This is a genomic window from Zhengella sedimenti (assembly GCF_046506625.1).
GTDB classification, from domain to species: Bacteria; Pseudomonadota; Alphaproteobacteria; order Rhizobiales; family Rhizobiaceae; genus Zhengella; species Zhengella sedimenti.
In genome coordinates this window covers 135,114-157,164 of record NZ_JBKFFP010000004.1, presented here as the reverse complement: position 1 = coordinate 157,164, position 22,051 = coordinate 135,114, and the positions used below count along the sequence as shown (strand labels likewise).

18 protein-coding genes are annotated in these 22,051 nt (G+C 66.5%); 11 read left to right on the top strand and 7 right to left on the bottom strand.

Annotated elements, in window-relative coordinates:
• Window positions 1-3 precede the first annotated feature (3 nt).
• The 5 genes from ACLB6G_RS12720 to ACLB6G_RS12700 all read right to left on the bottom strand — a co-directional run bounded on the left by ACLB6G_RS12720 (window position 4) and on the right by ACLB6G_RS12700 (window position 8,097).
• Window positions 4-846 (bottom strand): VOC family protein, encoded by an 843-nt coding sequence (locus ACLB6G_RS12720; RefSeq protein WP_410356557.1) that lies wholly within the window; start codon window positions 844-846, stop codon window positions 4-6.
• A 109-nt stretch (window positions 847-955) separates the two neighbouring features.
• Window positions 956-2,791 (bottom strand): dihydroxy-acid dehydratase, encoded by a 1,836-nt coding sequence (ilvD, locus tag ACLB6G_RS12715; protein ID WP_410356556.1) that lies wholly within the window; start codon window positions 2,789-2,791, stop codon window positions 956-958.
• 138 nt (window positions 2,792-2,929) lie between these two features.
• A complete protein-coding gene (locus ACLB6G_RS12710) occupies window positions 2,930-4,228 on the bottom strand; it encodes a flavin-dependent oxidoreductase (RefSeq protein ID WP_410356555.1) in 1,299 nt (432 codons plus the stop codon).
• Between the two features lie 13 nt (window positions 4,229-4,241).
• Window positions 4,242-6,044, bottom strand: a complete 1,803-nt coding sequence (locus ACLB6G_RS12705) for a hydantoinase B/oxoprolinase family protein (RefSeq protein ID WP_410356554.1) — start codon at window positions 6,042-6,044, stop codon at window positions 4,242-4,244.
• Window positions 6,034-8,097: a hydantoinase/oxoprolinase family protein gene (locus ACLB6G_RS12700; RefSeq protein WP_410356553.1), complete on the bottom strand. Its 2,064-nt coding sequence runs from the start codon at window positions 8,095-8,097 to the stop codon at window positions 6,034-6,036. Before ACLB6G_RS12700 ends, ACLB6G_RS12705 begins: the two co-directional genes overlap by 11 nt.
• Window positions 8,098-8,210: 113 nt before the next feature.
• On the opposite strand from ACLB6G_RS12700, the gene ACLB6G_RS12695 reads away from it, so the two are divergent.
• The 6 genes from ACLB6G_RS12695 (at window position 8,211) to ACLB6G_RS12670 (ending at window position 14,316) form a co-directional block, all read left to right on the top strand.
• Complete coding sequence (locus ACLB6G_RS12695; RefSeq protein ID WP_410356552.1) at window positions 8,211-9,602, top strand: hypothetical protein; 1,392 nt, start codon at window positions 8,211-8,213, stop codon at window positions 9,600-9,602.
• 94 nt (window positions 9,603-9,696) lie between these two features.
• Window positions 9,697-11,001, top strand: coding sequence for an ABC transporter substrate-binding protein (locus tag ACLB6G_RS12690; RefSeq protein WP_410356551.1), 1,305 nt, complete (start codon window positions 9,697-9,699; stop codon window positions 10,999-11,001).
• Window positions 11,002-11,083: 82 nt separating this feature from the next.
• Complete coding sequence (locus tag ACLB6G_RS12685; RefSeq protein WP_410356796.1) at window positions 11,084-11,965, top strand: branched-chain amino acid ABC transporter permease; 882 nt, start codon at window positions 11,084-11,086, stop codon at window positions 11,963-11,965.
• Complete coding sequence (locus ACLB6G_RS12680) at window positions 11,962-12,906, top strand: branched-chain amino acid ABC transporter permease (protein WP_410356550.1); 945 nt, start codon at window positions 11,962-11,964, stop codon at window positions 12,904-12,906. The genes ACLB6G_RS12685 and ACLB6G_RS12680 overlap by 4 nt, the downstream gene beginning before the upstream one ends.
• Window positions 12,894-13,625 (top strand): ABC transporter ATP-binding protein, encoded by a 732-nt coding sequence (locus tag ACLB6G_RS12675; protein WP_410356549.1) that lies wholly within the window; start codon window positions 12,894-12,896, stop codon window positions 13,623-13,625. The genes ACLB6G_RS12680 and ACLB6G_RS12675 overlap by 13 nt, the downstream gene beginning before the upstream one ends.
• A complete protein-coding gene (locus tag ACLB6G_RS12670) occupies window positions 13,618-14,316 on the top strand; it encodes an ABC transporter ATP-binding protein (RefSeq protein WP_410356548.1) in 699 nt (232 codons plus the stop codon). Before ACLB6G_RS12675 ends, ACLB6G_RS12670 begins: the two co-directional genes overlap by 8 nt.
• A gap of 3 nt (window positions 14,317-14,319) precedes the next feature.
• Here ACLB6G_RS12670 and pncA read toward each other — a convergent pair whose 3' ends face one another.
• Together pncA and ACLB6G_RS12660 are read right to left on the bottom strand one after the other, a co-directional pair.
• Window positions 14,320-14,934, bottom strand: coding sequence for a bifunctional nicotinamidase/pyrazinamidase (gene pncA, locus ACLB6G_RS12665; protein ID WP_410356547.1), 615 nt, complete (start codon window positions 14,932-14,934; stop codon window positions 14,320-14,322).
• A 35-nt stretch (window positions 14,935-14,969) separates the two neighbouring features.
• Entirely contained in the window at window positions 14,970-15,443 is a 474-nt protein-coding gene (locus tag ACLB6G_RS12660; RefSeq protein ID WP_410356546.1) for a MarR family winged helix-turn-helix transcriptional regulator, read from the bottom strand.
• 86 nt (window positions 15,444-15,529) lie between these two features.
• Between ACLB6G_RS12660 and ACLB6G_RS12655 the strand changes: the two genes are divergently transcribed.
• From ACLB6G_RS12655 to ACLB6G_RS12635, 5 genes are read left to right on the top strand one after another with little or no spacing between them, the layout of a single operon-like run.
• Complete coding sequence (locus tag ACLB6G_RS12655) at window positions 15,530-16,372, top strand: FAD binding domain-containing protein (RefSeq protein WP_410356545.1); 843 nt, start codon at window positions 15,530-15,532, stop codon at window positions 16,370-16,372.
• Window positions 16,369-19,110, top strand: coding sequence for a molybdopterin-dependent oxidoreductase (locus ACLB6G_RS12650; protein WP_410356544.1), 2,742 nt, complete (start codon window positions 16,369-16,371; stop codon window positions 19,108-19,110). Before ACLB6G_RS12655 ends, ACLB6G_RS12650 begins: the two co-directional genes overlap by 4 nt.
• Window positions 19,107-20,582: a 6-hydroxynicotinate reductase gene (locus ACLB6G_RS12645; protein WP_410356543.1), complete on the top strand. Its 1,476-nt coding sequence runs from the start codon at window positions 19,107-19,109 to the stop codon at window positions 20,580-20,582. The genes ACLB6G_RS12650 and ACLB6G_RS12645 overlap by 4 nt, the downstream gene beginning before the upstream one ends.
• A complete protein-coding gene (locus ACLB6G_RS12640) occupies window positions 20,579-21,445 on the top strand; it encodes a UPF0280 family protein (RefSeq protein ID WP_410356542.1) in 867 nt (288 codons plus the stop codon). The genes ACLB6G_RS12645 and ACLB6G_RS12640 overlap by 4 nt, the downstream gene beginning before the upstream one ends.
• Entirely contained in the window at window positions 21,438-22,019 is a 582-nt protein-coding gene (locus ACLB6G_RS12635) for an amino acid synthesis family protein (protein WP_410356541.1), read from the top strand. Before ACLB6G_RS12640 ends, ACLB6G_RS12635 begins: the two co-directional genes overlap by 8 nt.
• Window positions 22,020-22,051 lie beyond the last annotated feature (32 nt).

The following is a 22,051-nucleotide window of genomic DNA, read 5'->3' as shown; positions in this document are numbered from 1 at the left end:
AGTTCATTCCTCGAAGATGAAGGTTGCGCCCTGCCCCGGCGCGGGCAGGACGGTCACGCCACCCTCCGCCGACTTGCTGACGATGCCGGCTTCATCCAGCCTTGTGCGCAGCAAGGACAGGTCGCGGCAGGAAAAACGGATGGCATGGCAAACCGGACCTTGCGCCCCGGCATCCCGGCGGATGGCAATTTCCGCATTGGGCAAGGTCACCCTGATGCACTTGTCATCGCCGGTTGCAGCGCCTCCGGTAAATTGCTCAAGAAAGCCGCGAAGGCGCGACGGGTCACCGGCCCTCAGTTCCACGCCACGAATACCGGTCACGCCGTTGACGTGTCTCTCCAGGGCGGAGCGGTCCACCTTCGGAACGTTCAATCGCTGGCAGGTGAAGAAAAAGGCTGCGTCGTCCGGCCGTGGCGCTGCAAATGCCAGCCGGAACGAGGCTTCACCCCCGGTGCCATCGGGCGCGCGGAATCCGCGCGAGAAATCCAGCCGTGATCCACCGCCGAAACCTGCGGCGCGAAAGGACGCATCGTCGGCATCGGCATCGTTGCTGCCGAGCACGAGCGCCGAGAAACCATTGTTCCCAACCTTGGCCCGGAACCGCGCGTCGCCGGCGGAAAAGGCATTGCCGTCACGCGCGGTCCGCTCCGCCAGAACCGCATCGCCGATGGCAAGCGGTTCCAGGAAGGTGCCGTCGGAAAAAAAGACACAGGCGTTGACCGTGCCGAAGGGGTGGATGCCGTCCGGCGCGCAGGTGAACCCGAGTGCTGCAAGCCGTGCGCGCGCGGCGTCGAGCGAGGGAACCGGCAATACAAGATGATCGAGGGGGCGTGGCGCGTTTGTCATGACGCGGGTTTGCCCGAAATCGCCGGTCCGTTCAAGCGGCGCTTCGATGCGAAAGGGCGGCCATCACAGGATGACCGCCCCGCATAACTTGATCTGGCGGCCGCGCGGCTTACTCGATGACCCGCACGGCGCCCTTGGAAGCGGACGTGGTCAGCGCGGCATAGGCCTTGAGCGCCGTCGTGATCTTGCGCTTGCGTTTTTCCACCGGCTGCCAGCCCTTTTCGTCCTGTTCCTCGCGACGGCGCGCCAGTTCGGCATCGTCGACCGCCAGATGGATGGTGCGGTTGGGGATGTCGATCTCGATCAGATCGCCCTCGCGCACCAGGCCGATCGTGCCGCCCTCGGCGGCTTCCGGCGACACATGGCCGATCGAGAGGCCCGACGTACCGCCTGAAAAACGCCCGTCGGTGATCAGGGCGCAGGCCTTGCCCAGGCCCTTCGACTTCAGGTAGCTGGTCGGATAGAGCATCTCCTGCATGCCGGGGCCGCCGCGCGGGCCCTCGTAGCGGATCACCACCACGTCGCCCGCCTTCACCTCGTTGGACAGGATGGCCTTCACCGACGCGTCCTGGCTTTCAAACAGGCGTGCCGGACCGGAGAACTTGAGGATCGATTCGTCCACGCCCGCCGTCTTCACGATGCAGCCATCCTCGGCGAGATTGCCGAACAGCACGGCAAGGCCGCCATCCTGGCTGTAGGCGTGTTCCTTGGAACGGATGACGCCCTTCTCGCGGTCCATGTCGAGGTCGGGATAACGCCGCGACTGCGAGAAGGCGACCTGGGTGGGCACGCCGCCGGGTGCCGCACTGTAGAACTCGTGCACATTGCTGGCCTCCGTGCGCATGATGTCCCAGCGCTCCAGCGCCTCGCCCATCGTGGCCGAATGCACCGTGGGCAGGCTCGTGTCGATGAGCCCGGCCCGATCGAGTTCGCCGAGGATGGCCATGATGCCGCCGGCGCGGTGAACGTCCTCCATGTGCACATGGCTGACGGCGGGCGCGACCTTGCACAGGACGGGCACCTTGCGCGACAGCTTGTCGATGTCGGACATGGTGAAATCGACCTCGCCCTCGTGCGCGGCTGCCAGCAGATGCAGGACCGTGTTCGTCGATCCGCCCATGGCGATATCCAGCGTCATGGCGTTGGCGAAGGCATCGTAATTGGCAATGTTGCGCGGCAGCACGCTCTCGTCGTCCTGCTCGTAATAGCGGCGCGCCAGGTCCACGACCAGGTGGCCCGCCTCGATGAACAGGCGCTTGCGGTCGGCATGGGTGGCAAGCGTGGAACCGTTGCCCGGCAGCGCCAGGCCGAGCGCCTCGGTCAGGCAGTTCATGGAATTGGCGGTGAACATCCCCGAGCAGGAACCGCAGGTCGGACAGGCGGAGCGCTCGATCACCTCGACCTGGGCGTCTGACACGTTGTCGTCCGCGGCCGCGACCATGGCGTCGACCAGGTCCAGCGCCTGCTCCCGGCCATCCTCCCAGACCACCTTGCCGGCCTCCATCGGTCCGCCGGAGACAAAGACGACGGGAATGTTGAGCCGCAGCGCGGCCATCAGCATGCCGGGCGTGATCTTGTCGCAGTTGGAAATGCAGACCATGGCGTCGGCGCAATGCGCGTTGACCATGTATTCCACGCTGTCGGCGATGATCTCGCGGCTCGGCAGCGAATAGAGCATGCCGTCATGGCCCATGGCGATGCCGTCATCCACCGCAATGGTGTTGAATTCCTTGGCGATGCCGCCGGCCGCCTCGATTTCGCGCGCGACGAGCTGGCCCAGGTCCTTCAGGTGGACATGGCCCGGCACGAACTGTGTAAAGGAGTTGACCACGGCGATGATCGGCTTGCCGAAATCGGAATCCTTCACGCCGGTGGCGCGCCAGAGTCCGCGGGCGCCGGCCATGTTGCGGCCGTGGGTGGTCGTGCGGGAGCGATAGGCAGGCATGGTTCATCCCTCTTCTGATATGACCCTGCGTTTTGGCGGTTCCAGGTCGGTTTTTCAACCGGAATCGGTTCATCCGTCGGTGAAAACCGCCGATCGAACTTCAATGGTTCCTTGAAGACAGCCGGCCGGACCGGAGCGTCAGGCCGGCTGGGTGGCGGCGGCGCGGGAGCCGGGTTCGATGGTCGGTCCGGAAGAATTGAGCTTCTCGATGGCGAAACCGGCCGCGGCCTTGTACTTTGCCATGAATTCGGCCCGCTCCGCCGCCGGGATCACATCGTCGATGTCGTCGAACTCGCCCCCGCAGCGCTCATCCACCATGTTGAGAAGGCCGAACGGCCCGGCGCCGCGATTGCGCAGGATCAGTTCGGAGACAGGGCCGCACAGCTTCGCGTCGTAGGCAGAAAGAGCATTCCGCGTTACCCCGTGTTCCACCATGGCCGCGCCCATGACCCGGGCGTCCATGATCGCCTGGCTCGCGCCGTTGGAGCCTGTGGGATACATGGCATGGGCGGCGTCTCCCATCAGGGCCACGCTCCCGTCCACCCAGGTCGGTACCGGATCGCGGTCGATCATCGGGTTCTCGTATGCGATATCGGCCTTGCGCAGCATTTCGGGCACATCCAGCCAGTCGTAGCGGAAGCCCTCGAAATTGTGGACGAATTCCTCGATTTTGACAGGCCGGAACCAGCCGCTCGCCTGCCAGCCTTCCGAATTGTCCAGCGTCATCTCGGCAATCCAGTTGATCGTTGCCAGACCTGTCGCCGGGTCCGGATGGGAAATCGGGTAGATCACCATGCGATGCCGGTGCGTTCCGAGTCCGACGAAGGAGGAGCCGGTGCGGATCGGTTCGGCTTGCGTGGTGCCCCGCCACATGATCGCGCCGCCCCAGTGGATCGGCGGCTGGCCGGGATGCATCTGCGCGCGGATGGCGGAATGGATGCCGTCGGCCCCGATCAGCAGCGAGCCGGTTTCGCGGGTCGTGGAGCCGTCGCCCTGTTCGATGAGCGCCGTCACGGTTCCGTCGGCGTTGTTTTCGTAGCCCGTGACCCTGGCGCCGAGACGCAAGGCACCGGCACCTGCCCGCGCCATGAACGCCTCGGCCAGCATCATGTGGAACTGGCCGCGATGCACCGCATACTGGGGCCAGTTGTAGCCGGCCAGCAGGCCGCGCGGCTCCGAATAGATGTCGTTCCCGTTCAGCCCCACCAGTGCCCATTCCCTTGCAGGCAGGCCAACGCGGTCCAGATCGCCGGCCGAGAAGCCCAGATCATAGAGTTCTCGGACCGCATTGGGCTGGATATTGATGCCGACTCCGAGCGGCTTCAGGTCGCGCACCTGTTCGAAGACGGTGCAGGACACGCCGATCTGGTTGAGCGTCAGGGCGGCGGCAAGGCCGCCGATGCCGCCGCCGGCTATCAGGACATGGGGCTTTGTCATGGCACGGTTCCGGTCAATGCGCGCTTTTGTCCGCGTCCGTATAGGCAAGCGCCGCGGGTGGCGCAACGCCTTCGCGCATCGCACGGCGCAGCCTCGCTGTTGCATCCGCGTCGACATGAAGCAAGTCGCCGGCCAGCACCACGCCGAAAAGGCGATGCGCCTGGTCTGCGGTGTAGCGTTGCAGGCGCACATCCTCGGCCACGGCGTCCGGGTCGCGCGTCAAGGGATCGCCGAACCCGCCGCCGCCGGGCGTGCGCACATGCACCCGGTCGCCGGGGGCAAGCGGGATATCCTGCTCCTTCGACAGGTGGACCGGCGTGTAGGGCTTGCCGGACCGCCAGACCGTCACCTCGTTCACCGCGCCATCGGCGCCGCCGAGCGCGCCTTGCGGACCGAAGCGGCCATGGTCCATGACGAAGGAGGCGCGCGCGGACCCGCGCCTGAGTTCCAGTTCATAGTCGAGACCGAAGCCGCCGCGATGACGCCCGGCTCCGCCCGATCCTTCGCGCAGCGCATAGCGCCGGTAGAGCACCGGGAAGGCCTGCTCCATGATCTCGACGGGTGGCGCCTTCGAGATGCCGATGGTCGAACAGCCATTGGCAAGCCCGTCATGGTCGGCATTGCCGCCATAGCCGCCGCCGGACAATTGATACATGACGAAATCGCGCCCTTTCGACGGGTCGTGGCCGCCAAGGGCGAAATTGCCCGACGTGCCGGCGGGCGCCGCCGTCACCCGGTCCGGCAAGGCTTCGACGAGCGCCGCGAAGACCGCCTCGGCGATGCGCTGCGACACCTCGGCCGCGCAGCCCGAGACCGGGCGCGGATAACGGGCATCGAGGAATGTGCCGGTGTAGCCGGTGACATGCAGCGGCTCGAACGCCCCTGCCGAGATCGGCACTTCCGGGAAGATATGCCGCATGGCGAGATAGACCGAGGACAGCGTCGTCGCCAGCACCGAGTTCATGGGCCCGGCACAGGGCGGCGAGGAGCCGGAAAAGTCGAAATGCAGGGTGTCACCGGCCTTCGTGACCGCGAGGCGGATGGCGAGCGGTTCGTTGACCACGCCATCGCTGTCCACCCAGGCGACGGAACGGTAGCAGCCGTCCGGGATCGCCGAAACGAGCGCCCGCATCTGCTCGGCGGCGCGTGACCGCAATTCGCCGATGGCCTGGCGCACGGTTGCGTCGCCATAGCGGTCGAGCAGTTCGGAAAGCCGGTCAGCGCCCACCTGAAGGGCCGCGGCCTGCGCCTTCACATCGCCGATGCGCTGGTCCGCCACGCGGATATTGGAGCAGATGATCGCGTAGATTTCCGGGTCCAGAACGCCCTGCTTGAACAGCCGGACCGGTGGCAGGCGCAGTCCCTCCTGCTCGACCGCTGTTGCCGACGCCGAAAAGCCGCCGGGGACCGCCCCACCGGTATCCGGCCAATGGCCGGTGTTGGAAAGCCAGCAGAAAATCTCGCCGTCGCGGTAGAAGGGCATGGCGAAGCGCACATCCATGAGATGCGTTCCGCCGAGATAAGGATCGTTGACGATGTAGATGTCGCCCGGTGCGGGTGCCGCGGCCCTGCCCTCGCCGATCATGGCGATCAGCGCGCGTGTGGAATATTGCATGGTGCCGACGAAGACCGGAAGGCCGCCCGCGCCTTGCGCGATCAGCGAGCCGTCCCCGGCGGAATAGATGCCGTCGGAGCGGTCGTTTGCTTCCGCGATGACGGGCGAGAACGCGGCGCGCGAGAAGGTCAGGTCCATCTCGTCGCAGACCTGCTGAAGGCCAGCCTGAATGACCGACAGTGTCACCGGATCAAGTGCCATCACTGCCTCCCACCGTGACGAGGATATTGCCATGGACATCGCCATTGGCGCGGTCGCCCGGCTCGACCAGGATGGTCGTATCCATCTGCTGGATCACCGCCGGGCCTTCGAGATCGAAGGCGAGTGGCAGGAAATCACGCCAGTAGACCGGCGTCTCGCACCAGCCGCTGTCGAACCAGACCGGCCGCGTGCCGGTCCGCGCCTCAGGCAGGGATGCCTTCCGGCCAGCCGGGTCGATCAGGGCGGAGAGGTCCAGTGCCGGGCGTTCACCGATCACCGAGACATTGATATTGACGAGGACGGCACGGATGTCCGGCAACTGTACCTTGAAGCGCGCGAAATAGGCCTTTTCGAACAGGGTCTGGATCGTTTGCCTGTCCGGCCAGGCATCCGGCATCGCGACCCGCAACAGGTGGGTCTGGCCGGCAAACTGCATGTCGGCGGAGACGATGTGCCGGATGGTCCGGGTCTCCACCTTCTCCTTGCGGATCAATGCCTCACCCTCGCCCATGCGTTCCGCGATCAGGCGGTGCAGGGCATTGATGTCCAGGGAAGCGACGGGACTGTTGATCGTGTTGACGAAATCATGGCGCATGTCGGCGACGATGCAGCCGAGCGCATTGGTCATGCCCGGGCGCGGCGGAACAAGAACACGCGGAATGGCCAGTTCGCGCGCCAGTGCGCAGGCATGGAGCGGCCCCGCCCCGCCAAAGGCGAACAGCGCGAAATCGCGCGGGTCCGCGCCCATCGAGACGGAGACCATGCGGATCGCGCCGGCCATCTTCGTGTTTGCCATACGTATGACGGCAGCAGCCGCACCCGTCGCGTCGAGGCCGAGCGGCCTGCCGATCCGTTCCTCGAAAATCGCGGCCACCCGGTCCACCGATACGCCACCCTCCACGGATTTCAGGCGCGCGGGGTCGAGCCGGCCGAGAAGCAGGTTGGCGTCCGAGATGGTCGGTTCGGTGCCGCCACGGCCATAGCAGACCGGCCCCGGCACGGCGCCCGCACTCATCGGCCCGACATCGAGCAGGCCCGCGGCATTGACCCGCGCGATGGACCCGCCGCCGGCGCCGACGGTGCGCACATCCACCATCGGCACGTGGATGGGCATGGCATATTCGATCTCGATCTCCGACGAGACCGGCGGCACGCCGCCGCGGATCAGCGCGACATCGGTCGAAGTCCCGCCCATGTCGTAGGTCACGAGGTTGGCGATGCCGGCCAGCAGACCGGCATGTGCCGCCGCCTTCACGCCCGACGCCGGGCCGGACATGACGGTCTTGGCGGCCTCCCGGGCCACCAGCCGAGACGAGACCATGCCGCCATTGCCATTCATGACTAGGACTTCGCCGCCATAGCCGCGCGCTTCCAGTTCCTCGCGCAATCGCCGGACGTAGCGCTCCAGCAAGGGCTGGACAGAGGCATTGACGGCTGCCGTCACGCCGCGTTCGAATTCGCGTGCTTCCGACAGGATTTCATGCCCGAGCGTCACATGACCGTTGGGCCATAGCGCGCGCACGATCTCGCCGGCCCGTTTCTCATGCGCCGGATTGGCATAGGCATGCAGGAAGTGGACGACGACCGACTCGCATCCCGCCTCCAGCAATTGCCGTGCCGCGGTTTCCACCGCCGCTTCATCGAGGGGGATGACGACCGCACCTTCCGCATCCATGCGCTCGCTGACTTCCAGACGCAAGTCGCGCGAGATGATCGGCCGGAATTCGCCTTTCATGCCATAGGCTTGTGGCCGTGTCCTGCGACCAAGCTCGAGGACGTCTCGAAAGCCTTGCGTGGTGATGAGGCCGGTTCGGGACAGCTTGCGTTCCAGCACGGCGTTCGTGGTCGTGGTGGTCCCGTGGATGATCAGGCCCAGATTGGCGAGGTCCGCGCCCGCTTCCTCCAGCGCCGCCAGAACGCCGAATGCCTGGTTGTCCAACGTGCTCGGCACCTTGGCCAGACGCACGCGTCCGTTTGCCTGGTCGAGCAGGACCAGGTCGGTGAAGGTTCCGCCCACGTCGATCCCGGCTATGCGGACGCCCGCCTCATCCATGCTCGCTCCCGCGAATTCTTCGTATGCAAATGAACGCGCAAACCTCTTGCCTTGTCAACGCGGACGGGGTCGAATGCGGGGGCCGCATGGTGGCGGGAACTCTGGGGAGCCGGATGACGAACGGCTTGGCATGGCGGAGAGGTGCCGGCGCATCGATCTTCCTCCTTTCCGGCGCATCGCCAGCCTTGGCGCATGTGTCGGAGGGCGGGCTTGTCCTGCTGCTGCCGACGGGTATCTATATCGCCTCCGGCGTCACCGTCGTCGTGGTCACGATACTGGCGATGCTGGCGCTTCCACGCAGCCTCACGGCCCGGCTGTTTTCATCGCTGCGCCTGCCCCTGCCGGGACTGGACGGCCTGCGCCATGCCAGCCAGGTCGGCGCGCTCGTCCTGCTCCTCGCGCTGATTGCAGCGGGGTTTCTGGGCACCCGCGATCCGCTGGAAAACCCGCTGCCCCTTGCCGTCTGGACGGTCTGGTGGATCGTGCTTCTGTTTCTGCAGGCACTGACCGGTGACATCTGGCGCTGGCTGAACCCGTTTGCCGCGATGGCATGGCTGTTGGAGCGCGCCGGCCGCACAACGGCCCTCGTGCCCCTTCCGGAGGCTGCAGGGACCCTGCCCGCCATCGTGCTCTACCTTGCCTTCGGCTGCTTTTACCTCGCCGATATCGCCCCGGACGATCCGGACCGCCTGGCGGCGATCCTCTCAGGCTATCTCGGCTTCACGCTGGCGGCCATGGTGCTCTTCGGCCCGCGCGACTGGCTGGCGCGCGGCGAATTCGTCACCGTCATCATGGGATTGATGGCCTGGGTCGGCCCCATTGCGCGCCATGACGGCGGCTGGCGGATCGGACTCTGGGGTCATGCCATCGCCAAGGGGAAACCCCTGACGGCTTCGCTTGCCCTGCTTGTCCTGATGATGATGGCAACCGGTTCCTTCGACGGCATCAACGAGACCTTTGCATGGCTCGCCTTCATTGGCGTCAACCCGCTGGAGTTCCCGGGCCGTTCGGCGGTCTGGCTGCAGACCGTGCTCGGCCTGCTCGCGACCATGCTGGCATTTGCCGCCATCTTCGCCGCCGCGATATGGACGGGCCTGAAACTGGCCGGCGAACCGGGTCGCTTTGGCGAAACCTTCTGCAGGCAGGCAGGCGCGATCCTGCCCATCGCGGCTGGCTACCATCTCGCCCATTACCTGACCGTCCTGCTTGTCAACGGGCAATATGTGCTGGAAGTCCTGACCCACGCCTTTCACGAGCACGGCGAGCAAAACGAGATCACGACAGGTTTCCTGAACACCACCGAGAGCGTGCGCATCCTCTTCCTGACTCAGGCCGGCGGCGTCGTGGCCGGCCACGTGATCGCGATCTGCGCCGCCCATGCCATCGCGCTGTCCATGTTCGCGTCCAACCGCAAGGCGCTGCTCTCCCAGGTCCCGCTCGTCGCGGTGATGATCGTTTTCACGTTGTTCGGCCTCTGGCTTCTGGCCGCCCCGCGCGGGGCCTGATGCGAAGCGCTTGAAAACGCTGGACTCCGTGGCTGACCTTGCGCAAGGTTACGATCTGAAGGGGCACGCCGCCCGACTTCCAGAGGAGAACGTCATGAAGACCAATGACAGGAAAGACCTTGGAATAACCCGCCGCGACATCCTGAAGGGCGCAGCCGCCGGTGCCGGCGCCCTTGGCGCCACGGCGGCGCTGCCCGGCTTCGTGCGCTATTCCCAGGCGCAGTCCTCAGAGCCGATCAGGATCGGCTTCCAGGTTCACCGCACGGGCATCGGCGCGGCCTACGGGCGCTGGTATGACCGGGTGACGACCGCGGCGGCAAAGCTCATCAACGAAGGCGGCGGCATCAACGGGCGGCCGGTCGAGATCATCGCCGAGGACGACGGTACCGATCCCAAGCGCGGCGCGGAAGTGGTCGAGAAATTCGCCAGCCAGCACAATTGCGACATCGCCTACGGCACGCTGTTTTCCCATGTCGTGATGGGTTCGGCGCCCCGCGCGGGCGAATTGAAGATCCCCTATTTCGTGGTTTCCGAAGGCCATCACGTCGCCTCGGGCGCGCTCAACCGCTACACGCTCCAGCCGGGCATCTGCGACGTGAAGAGCCAGGTGAAGTCCATGGCGCCTTTCGTCACCCAGAACCTCGGCAAGAAGGTCACCATGATCTTCCCCGACTATGCCTTCGGCCACGATCACCGCGACTTCTTTTCGGAGGCTGTCGAGGCCAATGGCGGCCAGATCATCGAGAAGATCGCCATTCCGCCCACGGAAACCTCCTTCACCAAGTACTTCCCGAAGATCCCGCGCGACACCGAGGTCATCTACCACGTCATGGTCGGGCCGGCCGTGCTGACCTTCGTCAAGGAACTGGGCGAGTTCTACGGTCCGAACAAGCCGCAGATCTTCGGCTTCATCGACAGTCTCGAGGCTGTCGACCTCAACAGCCCGGGGCTGGAATTCCTCGACGGCACCTATTTCTGGGAAGGCATGCCCCGCTATGCCCAGGCCGACCAGAGCGAATACGACAAGTTCTACCGCGAGCATGTCGGCGTGGACGGGAATGGTGCCTCGGTCTCCGATCCCAAGGATGTGTCCACCTACGCCCACATGTTCGGGTGCTGGGAAACGCTGTTCGTCATCAAGGCGGGCATGGAGTCCGCCGGCTACCAGGGGCCTGGCGACCGGGCGAAGCTGATCGAGGCCGTCGAGGCAATGACCACGATGCCGCGCTCCAACGAGCATCCGCAGGGCGACAAGCTGTTCAACGGCAAGACCCACCAGGTGTTTGGCCCGCAATACATTTCGAAGGTCGAGAACAACAAGCTGGTCGTCCAGCACACGACATCCATCGAGGACGGCCTCTATCCCGACGAGGTCGATTACACCACGCAGGCGCTCTGACGCGCACAAACGGGGGATGCAAACGGGGACAGACATCGCGCCGGCATGACCTGCCGTGCCGGCGCAGTCGACCCTCCTGACCATGGATTTCGGACCCTATCTCTTCCTGGCCTCGCTCGAGGGGGCGGTCACGGCGGCAGTCCTGGCGCTGACGGCGGCCGGCCTGTCGCTGGTCTTCGGCATCATGCGCGTCGTCAATGTCGCCCATGGCGAGTTCTTCATGCTGGGCGCGGTGATCGCGTGGTGGGTGGCGTCCATGGCCGGCGGGCACCCCGCCATCGGTTTCGTGCTGGCGCTGGTCATCGCGCCGCTGATCGTCGCGGCAATCGCCTCGGCGGCGGACTTTCTGGTGCTCAAGCGCGTGGAATACGATCCCGAGCGCACCATCGTCGCGACGATCGGCCTCCTCTACATCATCCAGCAACTGGTTCTGATGACCTATGGACCGGAAGCCCGGCCAGTGGAAGCGCCGTTCAACCACCGCATCTATTTCCCCTGGTTCGGCTATTCCACCTACAAGCTGTTCGTCATCGGCGCCGCCATCGTGCTGCTGCTCGGGCTGTGGCTGGTCATGACGCGCACGCGCCTCGGCATCATCCTGCGCGCCACCCAGCTTGATCGGGAGACGGCGCTGGCCTTCGCCATTCCCGTTGACCGGGTCTATGCCCTGACCTTCGGCCTTGGCGCGGGCCTGGCCGCACTCGGCGCGGTGCTGATCGTGCCCATCCAGCAGGCCCATTACCTGATGGGCGGCGATCCGCTGCTGCTTTCCTTCATCGTCGTCATCATCGGTGGCCTGGGAAGCCTTGCCGGAACCGTGGTGGCGGCGGTGCTGATCGGCATGAGCGACGGCATCATCTCGGTCTTCTTCTCGCCAACACTGGCCAAGATCATCGCCACGCTGGCCGTCGCCCTTGTGCTGGTGTTCCGCCCGCAGGGCCTGTTCGGGAAGGTGGCGCGATGAGCCCGGCGGCCAAGGCCTTCCTGCTGCATGGCGGGCTTGTCGGCGCGCTCGTCCTGGCGCATTTCGCCTTGCCCGACTACCACCAGGGCAACCTGGCACGCATCATGGTGCTGGCCGTCTACGCCATGGGCTACAATGTGCTTTTCGGCTATTCCGGCCTGCTCAGCCTCGGCCATGCCATGTTCTTTGCGGCCGGCATGTACGGCACGGGCCTGACGATCCAGCATCTGGACTTCTCCGCAGCGCCCGCCCTTGCCTTGGGGCTTCTGGCCGGTATCGCGCTGTCGGCGGCCGTCGGCTTTCTCGCCTTGCGGACGACCGGCGTCGCCTTCATGATCGTGACGCTGATGTTCTCGCAGGCGCTCTTTCTCACCATCCTCTATTTCACGCCGTGGACACGCGGCGACGAGGGTTTCGTGATCCAGCCTGCCGACCGGATCCTGTTCGGTATCGACCTGTCGGATGCCGACAACCGCTATTTTGCCGCGCTGATCCTGTTCGCCGTGGTCCTGCTGGCCACGTCGCGCCTTGTCCAGTCGCCGTTCGGGCGCGTGCTTGTTGCCATACGCGAGAACGAGGAACGCACGCGGATGCTCGGTTACGACGTGTTTGCCCACAAGCTCGGCGCCGTCATCGTTTCGGGCACGATCTCGGCTGCGTCCGGCGCGGCCTACGGCCTTCTGTTCGGCTATGCCGGCGCCAGTTTCGCCGGCGTGCAATATTCCATCCTTCCCCTGCTCTGGGTGCTGCTTGGCGGCGCCGGCACCATTGTCGGCCCCTTTATCGGCACGCTGTTCATGTTCTACCTCATCGACCTGACGAGCAGCGTCACCACGGCCTACATGCTGCTGGCCGGCGCGGCGCTGGTGCTGCTGACGCTGTTTGCCCCGCTTGGCCTTGCAGGCACCGTACGCAGGAGGATCGCGCCATGGCTGCCGTGACGCCGCTCCTCTCAACGCGGGGCGTATCGAAGAGTTTCGGCGGGCTGCGCGCCGTGCACGCCGTCGATTTCGATTTGCCGGAGGGACAGGTCCGCGCGCTGATCGGACCGAATGGCGCCGGCAAGACGACCTTCGTGTCGCTGCTTTGCGGCCGCATTCCGGGCGACGAGGGAAGCGTGCGTTTCGACGGGCGGGACATCACCGCCCTGCCCGCGCACAAGCGCATCCAGGCCGGCATGGCCTACACGTTCCAGATCACGTCCGTCTTTCCGAAACTGACGCTGCACGAGAACATCGCGCTGGCCGCCCGCCGCCGCCTTGCCAGGGATCGCGCCGCCGTGCAGGACGCCGTCGACGACGCGCTGGCCCGTGTCGGCCTCGGCGAACGCGCCGGACAGCTTGCCGGCGACCTGTCCTACGGCCACCAGCGGCTGGCCGAGATCGCCATGGGCCTTGCCCAGGCGCCGCGCCTGCTGATCCTTGACGAGCCGACGCAGGGCCTTTCCGACAGCGAGATCGCGGAGTTCAACGCGCTGATCCGCGCCATCGCGTCACAGACCACGATCCTGCTGATCGAGCACAACATGCGTGTGGTGATGGAACTGGCCGACTACATCACGGTCATGAACTTCGGCGAGGTGCTGGCGGAAGGCGAACCCGCCGCCATCCGCGCCAACCGGGCGGTGCAGGAAGCCTATCTGGGGACCGCCCATGCTTGAACTGGACGCCATCCACGCCGCCTATGGCGCCGCGCCTGTCCTGCATGGCGTCTCGCTTTCGCTGGAACGCGGCGAGATCCTCTGCCTGCTGGGCCGCAACGGTGCGGGCAAGACATCGACCATGAAAGCCGTCATGGGCCTCCTGCCGCTGACCGGCGGCGCCGTCCGGCTTGACGGCCAGGTGCTGTCCAGCCTGCCACCGCACGAGGTGCCCAAACGCGGCATCGGCTACATCCCGCAGGGACGACGGCTGTTCTCGGAACTGACGGTGGCGGAAAACCTCGAAGTCGGGCTGATGGTGCGCGGTCATGGCGCGCAAACGCGCGACCGGGTGCTCACCATGTTCCCGCGCCTGCGCGAACGCTACCGCCAGCGGGCGGGCACATTGTCGGGCGGCGAACAGCAGATGCTGGCCACGGCCCGGGCGCTTTGCATCGAGCCGTCGGTCCTCTTGCTGGACGAACCGACCGAGGGCCTGCAGCCCTCCATGATCGACCTGATCCGGGACGTCATCGTGGGGATGAAGGCCGAAGGTGTCGCCATCCTGCTGGTCGAGCAGCGCGTCGATGCGGTGCTCGCCATCGCCGACCGGGTCGCCTTTCTGGAGAACGGGCGCATCCGTGACGTGATCGCGGCCGATGTCCTGCGCGCCGACCACAGCCTTGTCGAGCGCTATGTCGGTGTCGGTTGACGCCTACAGTTCGCCGCTGTTGGTGATGCGGACACCCTTTGCCCGCATGTCGTCCATTGCCGCGGCAAGCGATCCGTCCATGTCGATGGCCCGGCAGGCATCTGTGACCAGCGTGGCGGAAAACCCGTCGCGCACCGCGTCGATGGCCGAATAGTAGACGCAGAAATCCGTCGCCAGGCCGGTCAGGACCACGTGGGACACGCCCCTGTCGCGCAGGTAGCCGCTGAGGCCCGTGCGGGTGGTCTTGTCGTTCTCGTAGAAGGCGGAATAGCTGTCGATGGCGGCGCGAAAGCCCTTGCGGATGATCAGGTCGGCCGTATCGGTCTTCAGGTCACTGTGAAACGCCGCTCCCTCGCTGCCCTGCACGCAATGCACCGGCCAGAGCACCTGCGGCCCGTAGGGCATCGTGGTCATCGAAAACGGCTCTTTCCCTTCGTGATTGGCGGCGAAGGAGGCATGATCCGCCGGGTGCCAGTCCTGGGTCAGCACACGCACGCCGAACCGGTCCTGCAGCGCATTGACCACGGGAACCACCGCGTCGCCATCACCGACGGCGAGCGCGCCACCGGGGCAGAAGTCGTTCTGGATATCGATCATCAGCAAGGCTGTGTCCGGCATTTTCATAGTCATGACAGTCCCTTGTATCGCTTTGTTCACTGGATGCCCGAACTCTCCGCGATCCGCACGAGCAAATCGAGCAGGACCTGGCGCTCTTCCTTGTCGAGGGGCGCGAGCGTCTCGCGGGATATGGCGGCGGCACGAACCACGCGATCCTGGAAAACGGACTTGCCCTCGTCCGTCAAGCTGACGATGAGTCGGCGGCGGTCCCGGGCGTCGGCCCTGCTCATCACGAGCCCCCGCTCACGAAGCCGGTCGATCACGCCCTTTATCGTCGCCGCATCCATCGCCGTCTGGCGGCCGAGATCGATCTGCGAAAGCGGTCCGCATTCGTGCAGTTTGGCCAGGGCCGCGAACTGGGTCGGGGTGAGATCGGCGATGCCGGCGGCAAAGATGGCGAGATGGCGCTGGTTTGCCTTGCGCAGCAGGAAGCCGATCTGCTCGTCCAGCCGGTAGACGCCATCAGTCACGGGCAGGTCCTCTCCCATCGCCAGGCCACGGCCGATCATTGCGGTTGACACCACTCCGGTGCAAGCGCAAAATCCGTTTGCATACAAACAATAAGGGGCGCAGCGAGAGGAGAGGCTGACGGTCCGTGACGTATGTGAGACCCGAAACGCTTGGCGAGGCGCTGGACAGGCTTGCGGCAAAGGATGCCCGCATTGCCGCTGGCTGCACCGATCTCTTCACCCTCACGCAAGACCAGGCCCTGCCCTGGCCGGTGGTCGACGTAACGGCGATTGCCGAACTCAAGACCATCCGCCGCACCGGGGACGGCTGGCGCATCGGCGCGGCGGCAAGCTGGCGCGCGATTGCCGCAGCCGACCTGCCCCCTGCCTTCGATGCGCTGAAACTTGCTGCCCGGGAAGTGGGCTCGGCGCAGATCCAGACCGCAGCCACCATTGGCGGAAACCTGTGCAATGCTTCGCCCGCCGCCGATGGCGTGCCGCCGCTCCTCATCCTCGATGCCGAGGTCGAGATTACCTGCGCCAGCGGCACGCGATGCCTGCCGCTGGCAGATTTCATCACCGGTCCCCGGCAAACGGCATTGCGGCCCGGCGAGATGGTCACCGCCATCCTCGTTCCCGGTCACGGCGCCGGAGGCAACGGGCATTTCATCAAGCTCGGCGCACGCAAGCACCTGCTGATCTCGGTCGCCATGGTCGCGGCGCGGCTGGAAATCGATGGCGGAACGATCCGGCGGGCGGCGCTGGCCGTCGGCGCATGCGGGCCTGTCGCCACGCGGTTGCCCGCCCTGGAGGCGATGCTGGAAGGCTTGCCCGCGGCTCATGCGCCGGCCACGGTGACCAACGAACTGGTCTTCCCGGCCCTTGCGCCGATCGACGACATCCGCGCCGACCGCGCCTACCGGCTGGAGGCGGCCACCGAATTGCTGCGCCGGGCAATTGCGGAATTGGCCGACGGGGCGCGTCCATGAGCAGCGCCATCGCCTTCACCCTCAACGGGCTGGCCTGCAAGGCCGAAACACCGCCCGGCGCCCGGCTCAGCCATCTGCTTCGCGAGGAACTGGGGCTGCGCGGCACGAAATCGGGCTGCGATGCCGGCGATTGCGGGGCCTGCACCGTTCTCATCGACGGGGCTCCGGCCTGCGCCTGCCTGACGCCCGCCGCGCAGGTTGCCGGCCGGTCCGTGCTGACCGTGGAAGGACTATCCCCCGATGGCGCGCCGGACCGGCTTCAGGCATCCTTCCTGCGCCATGGCGCGGCACAATGCGGCATCTGCACCCCCGGCATGCTGATGGCGGCAAGGGCGCTGCTCGACGCGACGCCACGGCCGACCAGGCAAGAGGCCGAGGATGCCATCGGCGGCGTCCTGTGCCGCTGCACCGGTTACACCAAGATCGTCGATGCGATCTGCGACGCCTGGCGCGAGGCCGGCGACGGCGCGCTCAATCCCGCTGCAGGCAAGGCCGTGGGCACGCCTTTGCCCCGCCTGGACGGATGGCGGAAGGTTGCGGGGACGGACGTGTTCGGCGCCGACGCCTGGCCGGACGACGCGCTTGTCGTGCGCGCCATCCGCGCGCCGCATCACCGGACCCGGTTCCGCCTCGGCGACATCGAGGCCTGGCTGGCGAACAGGCCCGGCATCGCCGCCGTCTTCACCGCCGCCGACATTCCCGGACGCAACCGTTTCGGCGTGATCCCGCCCTTCGCCGACCAGCCTGTGCTGGCCGAGCATGAAACCCGCTTTCGCGGTGAAGCCGTCGCGCTGGTCGCCGGTGAGGCGGAGGCGATCCGCGCGATCGACCTGGCCGGTTTTCCCGTTGCATGGGAGCCGCTTCCCCCGATCCTCGAGCCGCAGGAGGCAAGGCGCGACGGCGCTGACTGCCTGCACGAGACGCGGCCGGGCAATGTCCTGATAACCGGCAAGGTGAAATGCGGCGATGCCCGTGGTGCCCTCGCCGCTTCCGTCCACCGGGCTGCAATCTCGATTGAAACCAGTTACGTGGAACATGCCTATATCGAGCCGGAGGCAGGCTTCGCCCGCATGAACGGCGACGTGCTGGAAATCCAGGCCTGTACCCAGGCCCCGGTCATGGACCAGGAAGAAACCGCCCTGGTGCTCGGCCTGCCGAAGGAACGGGTCCGCATTCTTCCCGTGAGCGCGGGCGGCGGCTTCGGCTCCAAGCTCGACGTTTCGCTGCAACCCCTGATCGGACTGGTGGCGCTGAAGACAGGCCGGCCGGCGCGCATGGTCTTCACGCGCAGCGAATCCATGATGGCCACGACGAAACGCCATCCCGCGCTGATGACGGCCAGCATCGGGGCCGATGCCGAAGGCCGCATCACCGGCATGATCTTCGACGGCGATTTCAACACCGGCGCCTATGCAAGCTGGGGACCGACGGTCGCCACGCGCGTGCCGGTTCACGCATCCGGCCCCTACCGAACGCCCCATTATCATGCCGAGGCCAGGGCCGTTCATACCAACGGGCCGATCTCGGGCGCCTTTCGCGGTTTCGGCGTTCCGCAGGCGGCGATCGTGCAGGAAAGCCTCTATGACGACCTGGCGAACAGCCTTGGCATGGACAGGCTCGCCTTCCGCCGGCTCAATGCGCTCACCGATGGCGAACGGTCCGTCTGCGGCCAGGTCATGGACGGGGCGGGCATCGCCGAATGCCTGGATGCCCTGCAAGGCGACTGGCACCGGGCGCTGGACGAAGCGGCCGCGTTCAATGCCGAGAATACGGGGCGCAAGCGAGGGGTCGGCGTGGCGTCCTGCTGGTATGGCTGTGGCAATACCGCGCTGCCGAATCCCTCCACCATGCGCGCCGGCATCACGCCTGACGGGCGCCTCGTGCTGCACCAGGGCGCGACCGATATCGGCCAGGGCGCCAACACGGTCATCAGCCAGATCTTCGCCGACGCGCTGGGCGTGCCGCTTTCCATGGTGGAGCGGATCGGCCCGGATACCGCGCTGACGCCGGATTGCGGCAAGACCTCGGCCTCGCGCCAGACGGTCGTCTCGGGCAAGGCGGCGCTCCTGGCCGGCAAGGCCTTGCGCGAGGCGATCCTTCGCCAGGGCAATATGGGACCCGCCGCCGAAATCGCCATTGACGGACGCTCGCTTGTGCTCAACGAGGGGCCGGCCGTTCGCCGTGTCGACCTCGGCGCCCTGCCCGCCGATGCGCATGGCTATGTCCTGGCCGCGGAAGAGACCTACGACCCGCCGACCGAACCGCTCGACGAAAATGGCCAGGGCAAGCCCTATGCGGTTTACGGCTATGGCGCGCAACTGGCGGAAGTGGACGTTGACCTTGCGCTCGGCTCCGTGCGCGTCGTGCGGATCGTTGCGGCGCATGATCTCGGCCGCGTCATCAATCCGCAACTGGCGGAAGGCCAGATCGAGGGCGGCATCGCCCAGGGCCTCGGCATGGCGCTGATGGAGGAATACATCCCCGGGCGCACCGAGAACCTGCACGACTACCTGATCCCGACATCAGGCGACATGCCGGAGATCCGCTCCATCCTGATCGAGAAGGCGGACCCGGAAGGACCGATGGGCGCCAAGGGCCTGGGCGAACACGTGCTGATCCCCACCGCGCCGGCCATTCTCAACGCCATCGCCCATGCCACCGGCATCCGCCTGACGAAGGTTCCGGCCCTGCCGCACCGGCTGCGCGCGGCGCTCAGGGCCAAGGAGGCGCAGGCATGACCGCGGAGCGCCCGACCGTCAGCACCGCCCAGGGCGACAAGATCCGCTGCGATGCCTGCCCTGTCATGTGCTACATCGCCGAGGGTCGCGCGGGCGCCTGCGACCGCTATGCCAACGAGGCCGGGCGCATCGTCCGCGTCGACCCGGTGACGATCCTGGACCGCCGCCTTGCCGCTGGCGACGAGGTCATCCCGTTCCAGGGACAGGACTGGAACGGGGAACTGTTTTCCGACGACGCCGGTTTCCTGACCGCCATCGGCGCGGGCACGACCTATCCGGATTTCAAGCCGGCGCCGTTCATCGTCTCGCGCGAGATCGAGGGCGCGGACGTGGTCACCGTGGTCACTGAAGCCATCTTCTCCTATTGCGGGCTGAAAGTGAAAATCGACACGGACCGACATGTCGGTCCCGAAGCCGTGACCGTGCGCGCCGGCGGCGAGGCCATCGGCCATGTCATGACATCGGAGTACGGCTCGCAGATGCTCTCGCTCGGTGGCGTCCATCACCTCACGGGCGGCTCCAAGTCCGAAGGCCGCGTGACATGCGAGACGCTGCTGGCGCTCGCCAATGGCGAAGCGGCGGAACTCACCATCGACGGCGGTTCCACGGTGGTCGTCCAGGCCGGGGCCGCGCCGGTCGTCGACGGCAAGCCGGAGACACGCATGCGCGTGGGCTGCGGATCCGCCACCATCGGCATGTTCGCCTCGCAATGGCAGGGGCTGGTCGACGAGGTCGTCGTGGTCGACGACCACATCACCGGCGTCGTTTCCGAACACCAGGCCGGCAAGGTGATCGGGTGGCCGGATACAGGCATCCGCATCAAGGGCCGCAAGTCCACGCCCGGGCGTTATTTCCGCGTTGCAGAACCCGGCCTTGGCTGGGGCGGCACGGACATCGAGGATCCGCTGATCATTCTGGGCGAATGGAAACGGGATAAGGGCGCGCGTCCGGGCCTGACATTGCTCATGGTTTCGACGACCGGCGAGCAGTCCGCCTATTACGTGCTGGACGAAGACCTCAAGCCGGTTCGCCACCCCATGCCGGAGACGCTGAAACCCTCGGTGCGGCTGATCGAGGAGAATTGCGAACCGGCGCTGTGCTCGGTGCTGTTCATGGGCGGGGCCGGCGGTTCATTGCGTTCCGGCGTGACCCGCAATCCCGTGCGCCTGACGCGCTCTGTCCATGAAGGGCGCACGCGGGTGACCTTTGGCGGCGCGGCCACCTGCCTCTGGCCCGGCGGCGGCATCACGGTGATGGCCGATGTGCTGGACCTGCCGGCCCGTTCCTTCGGCTCCGTGCCGACGCCCGCGCTCGTCGCGCCGCTGGAGTTCACGATGACGCGCGATGAATTCCGGGCGCTCGGCGGCCATGACGAGGCGGTGCGCGACTTCGCCGACATCCTGCGCGCCGGCGGCGAATACGGCTCGGCGTTTCGCGGTCTGGCCCATGTCCGTCGCGGCCCAGGACCATGACCTTCGCACCTCCGCAGTTCCGCCGCCTGCCCGACGGCCGACGGATGCATTTCCACCACGGGCCCATCGATCTCGTGCTCGATGCCGGCGGTCCGGGCGCGGAAGAGGCATTTCGCTTCGCCGCGAGGCGCTTCCACGGGTTGTTGCAGGAACTGGTCGACGAATTGCCGCTGCTGCGCAGTGTGGCGACCGCGACCGGACGCTGCGCCGGCCCGGTCGCAAAGGCGATGGAGACAGCCGTGCGCCCGCATCTGCCCGGTTTCATCACACCCATGGCCGCGGTGGCCGGTGCTGTCGCGGACGAGATTCTGGCGGCAATGGAGCAGGCTGGAGGTCTGGGCAAGGCGAGCGTGAACAATGGCGGCGACATCGCTTTCCGGCTGTCTCCCGGTGACAGCATGACGGCGGCCATCGCCGGCGTTCCGGGCGGGCGCCTGATCCTGTCCCATGACAATCCCTGGCGCGGCATCGCGACCTCGGGCTGGCGCGGGCGGAGCCATTCGCTGGGCATTGCCGACAGCGTCACCGTCTTTGCCCGCACGGCCGCCGATGCCGATGCGGCGGCAACGGTCATCGCCAATGCGGTGGACCTGCCCGGCCATCCCGCCATCACGCGGGAGGCGGCCTGCACCCTTGCCCCCGATTCCGATCTTGGCGGGCTTCCGGTGACGACCGCTGTCGGCACCCTCGACGCTGCGGATGTGCGCACGGCGCTTGATCGCGGCCGGGCCTGCGCCGATGATCTGGCCGCGCGCGGCGTGATCGGCGGGGCGCTCCTTTCGCTGAACGGCGCGGTCATGACCGCCGGAAATTGTCCTGGCCACCTGCCGGGTGGCCAACGCATGGAGACCCAAGATGCCTGAATTCATCGTGCGCAAGATCGTCGTCCATTCGGAGGAAATCCTGCATGACAACGGACCGGCCGGACGTGCCCCGCGCCTTCGCGCCGCTGCCATCGCCATCGTCGCGAACCCGTTTGCCGGCCGCTACGAGCCGGACCTGCAACCGGCCATGGAGGACCTGAAGCCGCTCGGCCGCGACCTGACCGAACGCCTGATCGTCGAACTCGGCGGGCTGGAGGGCATCGACGGCTACGGCAAGGGCGCCATCGTTGGCGAAGCGGGGGAAATCGAGCACGGCGCGCTGTGGCATGTGCCAGGCGGCTACGCGATGCGCGAGCGCCTTGGCGAGGCGAAGGCCATCGTGCCTTCGGCGATGAAGCTCGCCGGCATGGGCGCATCGCTGGACGTGCCGCTCGGCCATATCAACGCCGCCTATGTGCGCAGCCACTTCGATGCCATGGAGATTCGCGTATCCGACGCCCCGCGCGCGGGCGAAATCGCCTTCGTTCTGGCGATGGCCAAGGGACCGCGCATCCATTCGCGCATGGGCGGGCTGGAGGCGTCGGATGTCAAGGGCGAGGACGGATTGCGCTGACCGCCTGTAGCGGAAAATGAAAAAGGCGGGAT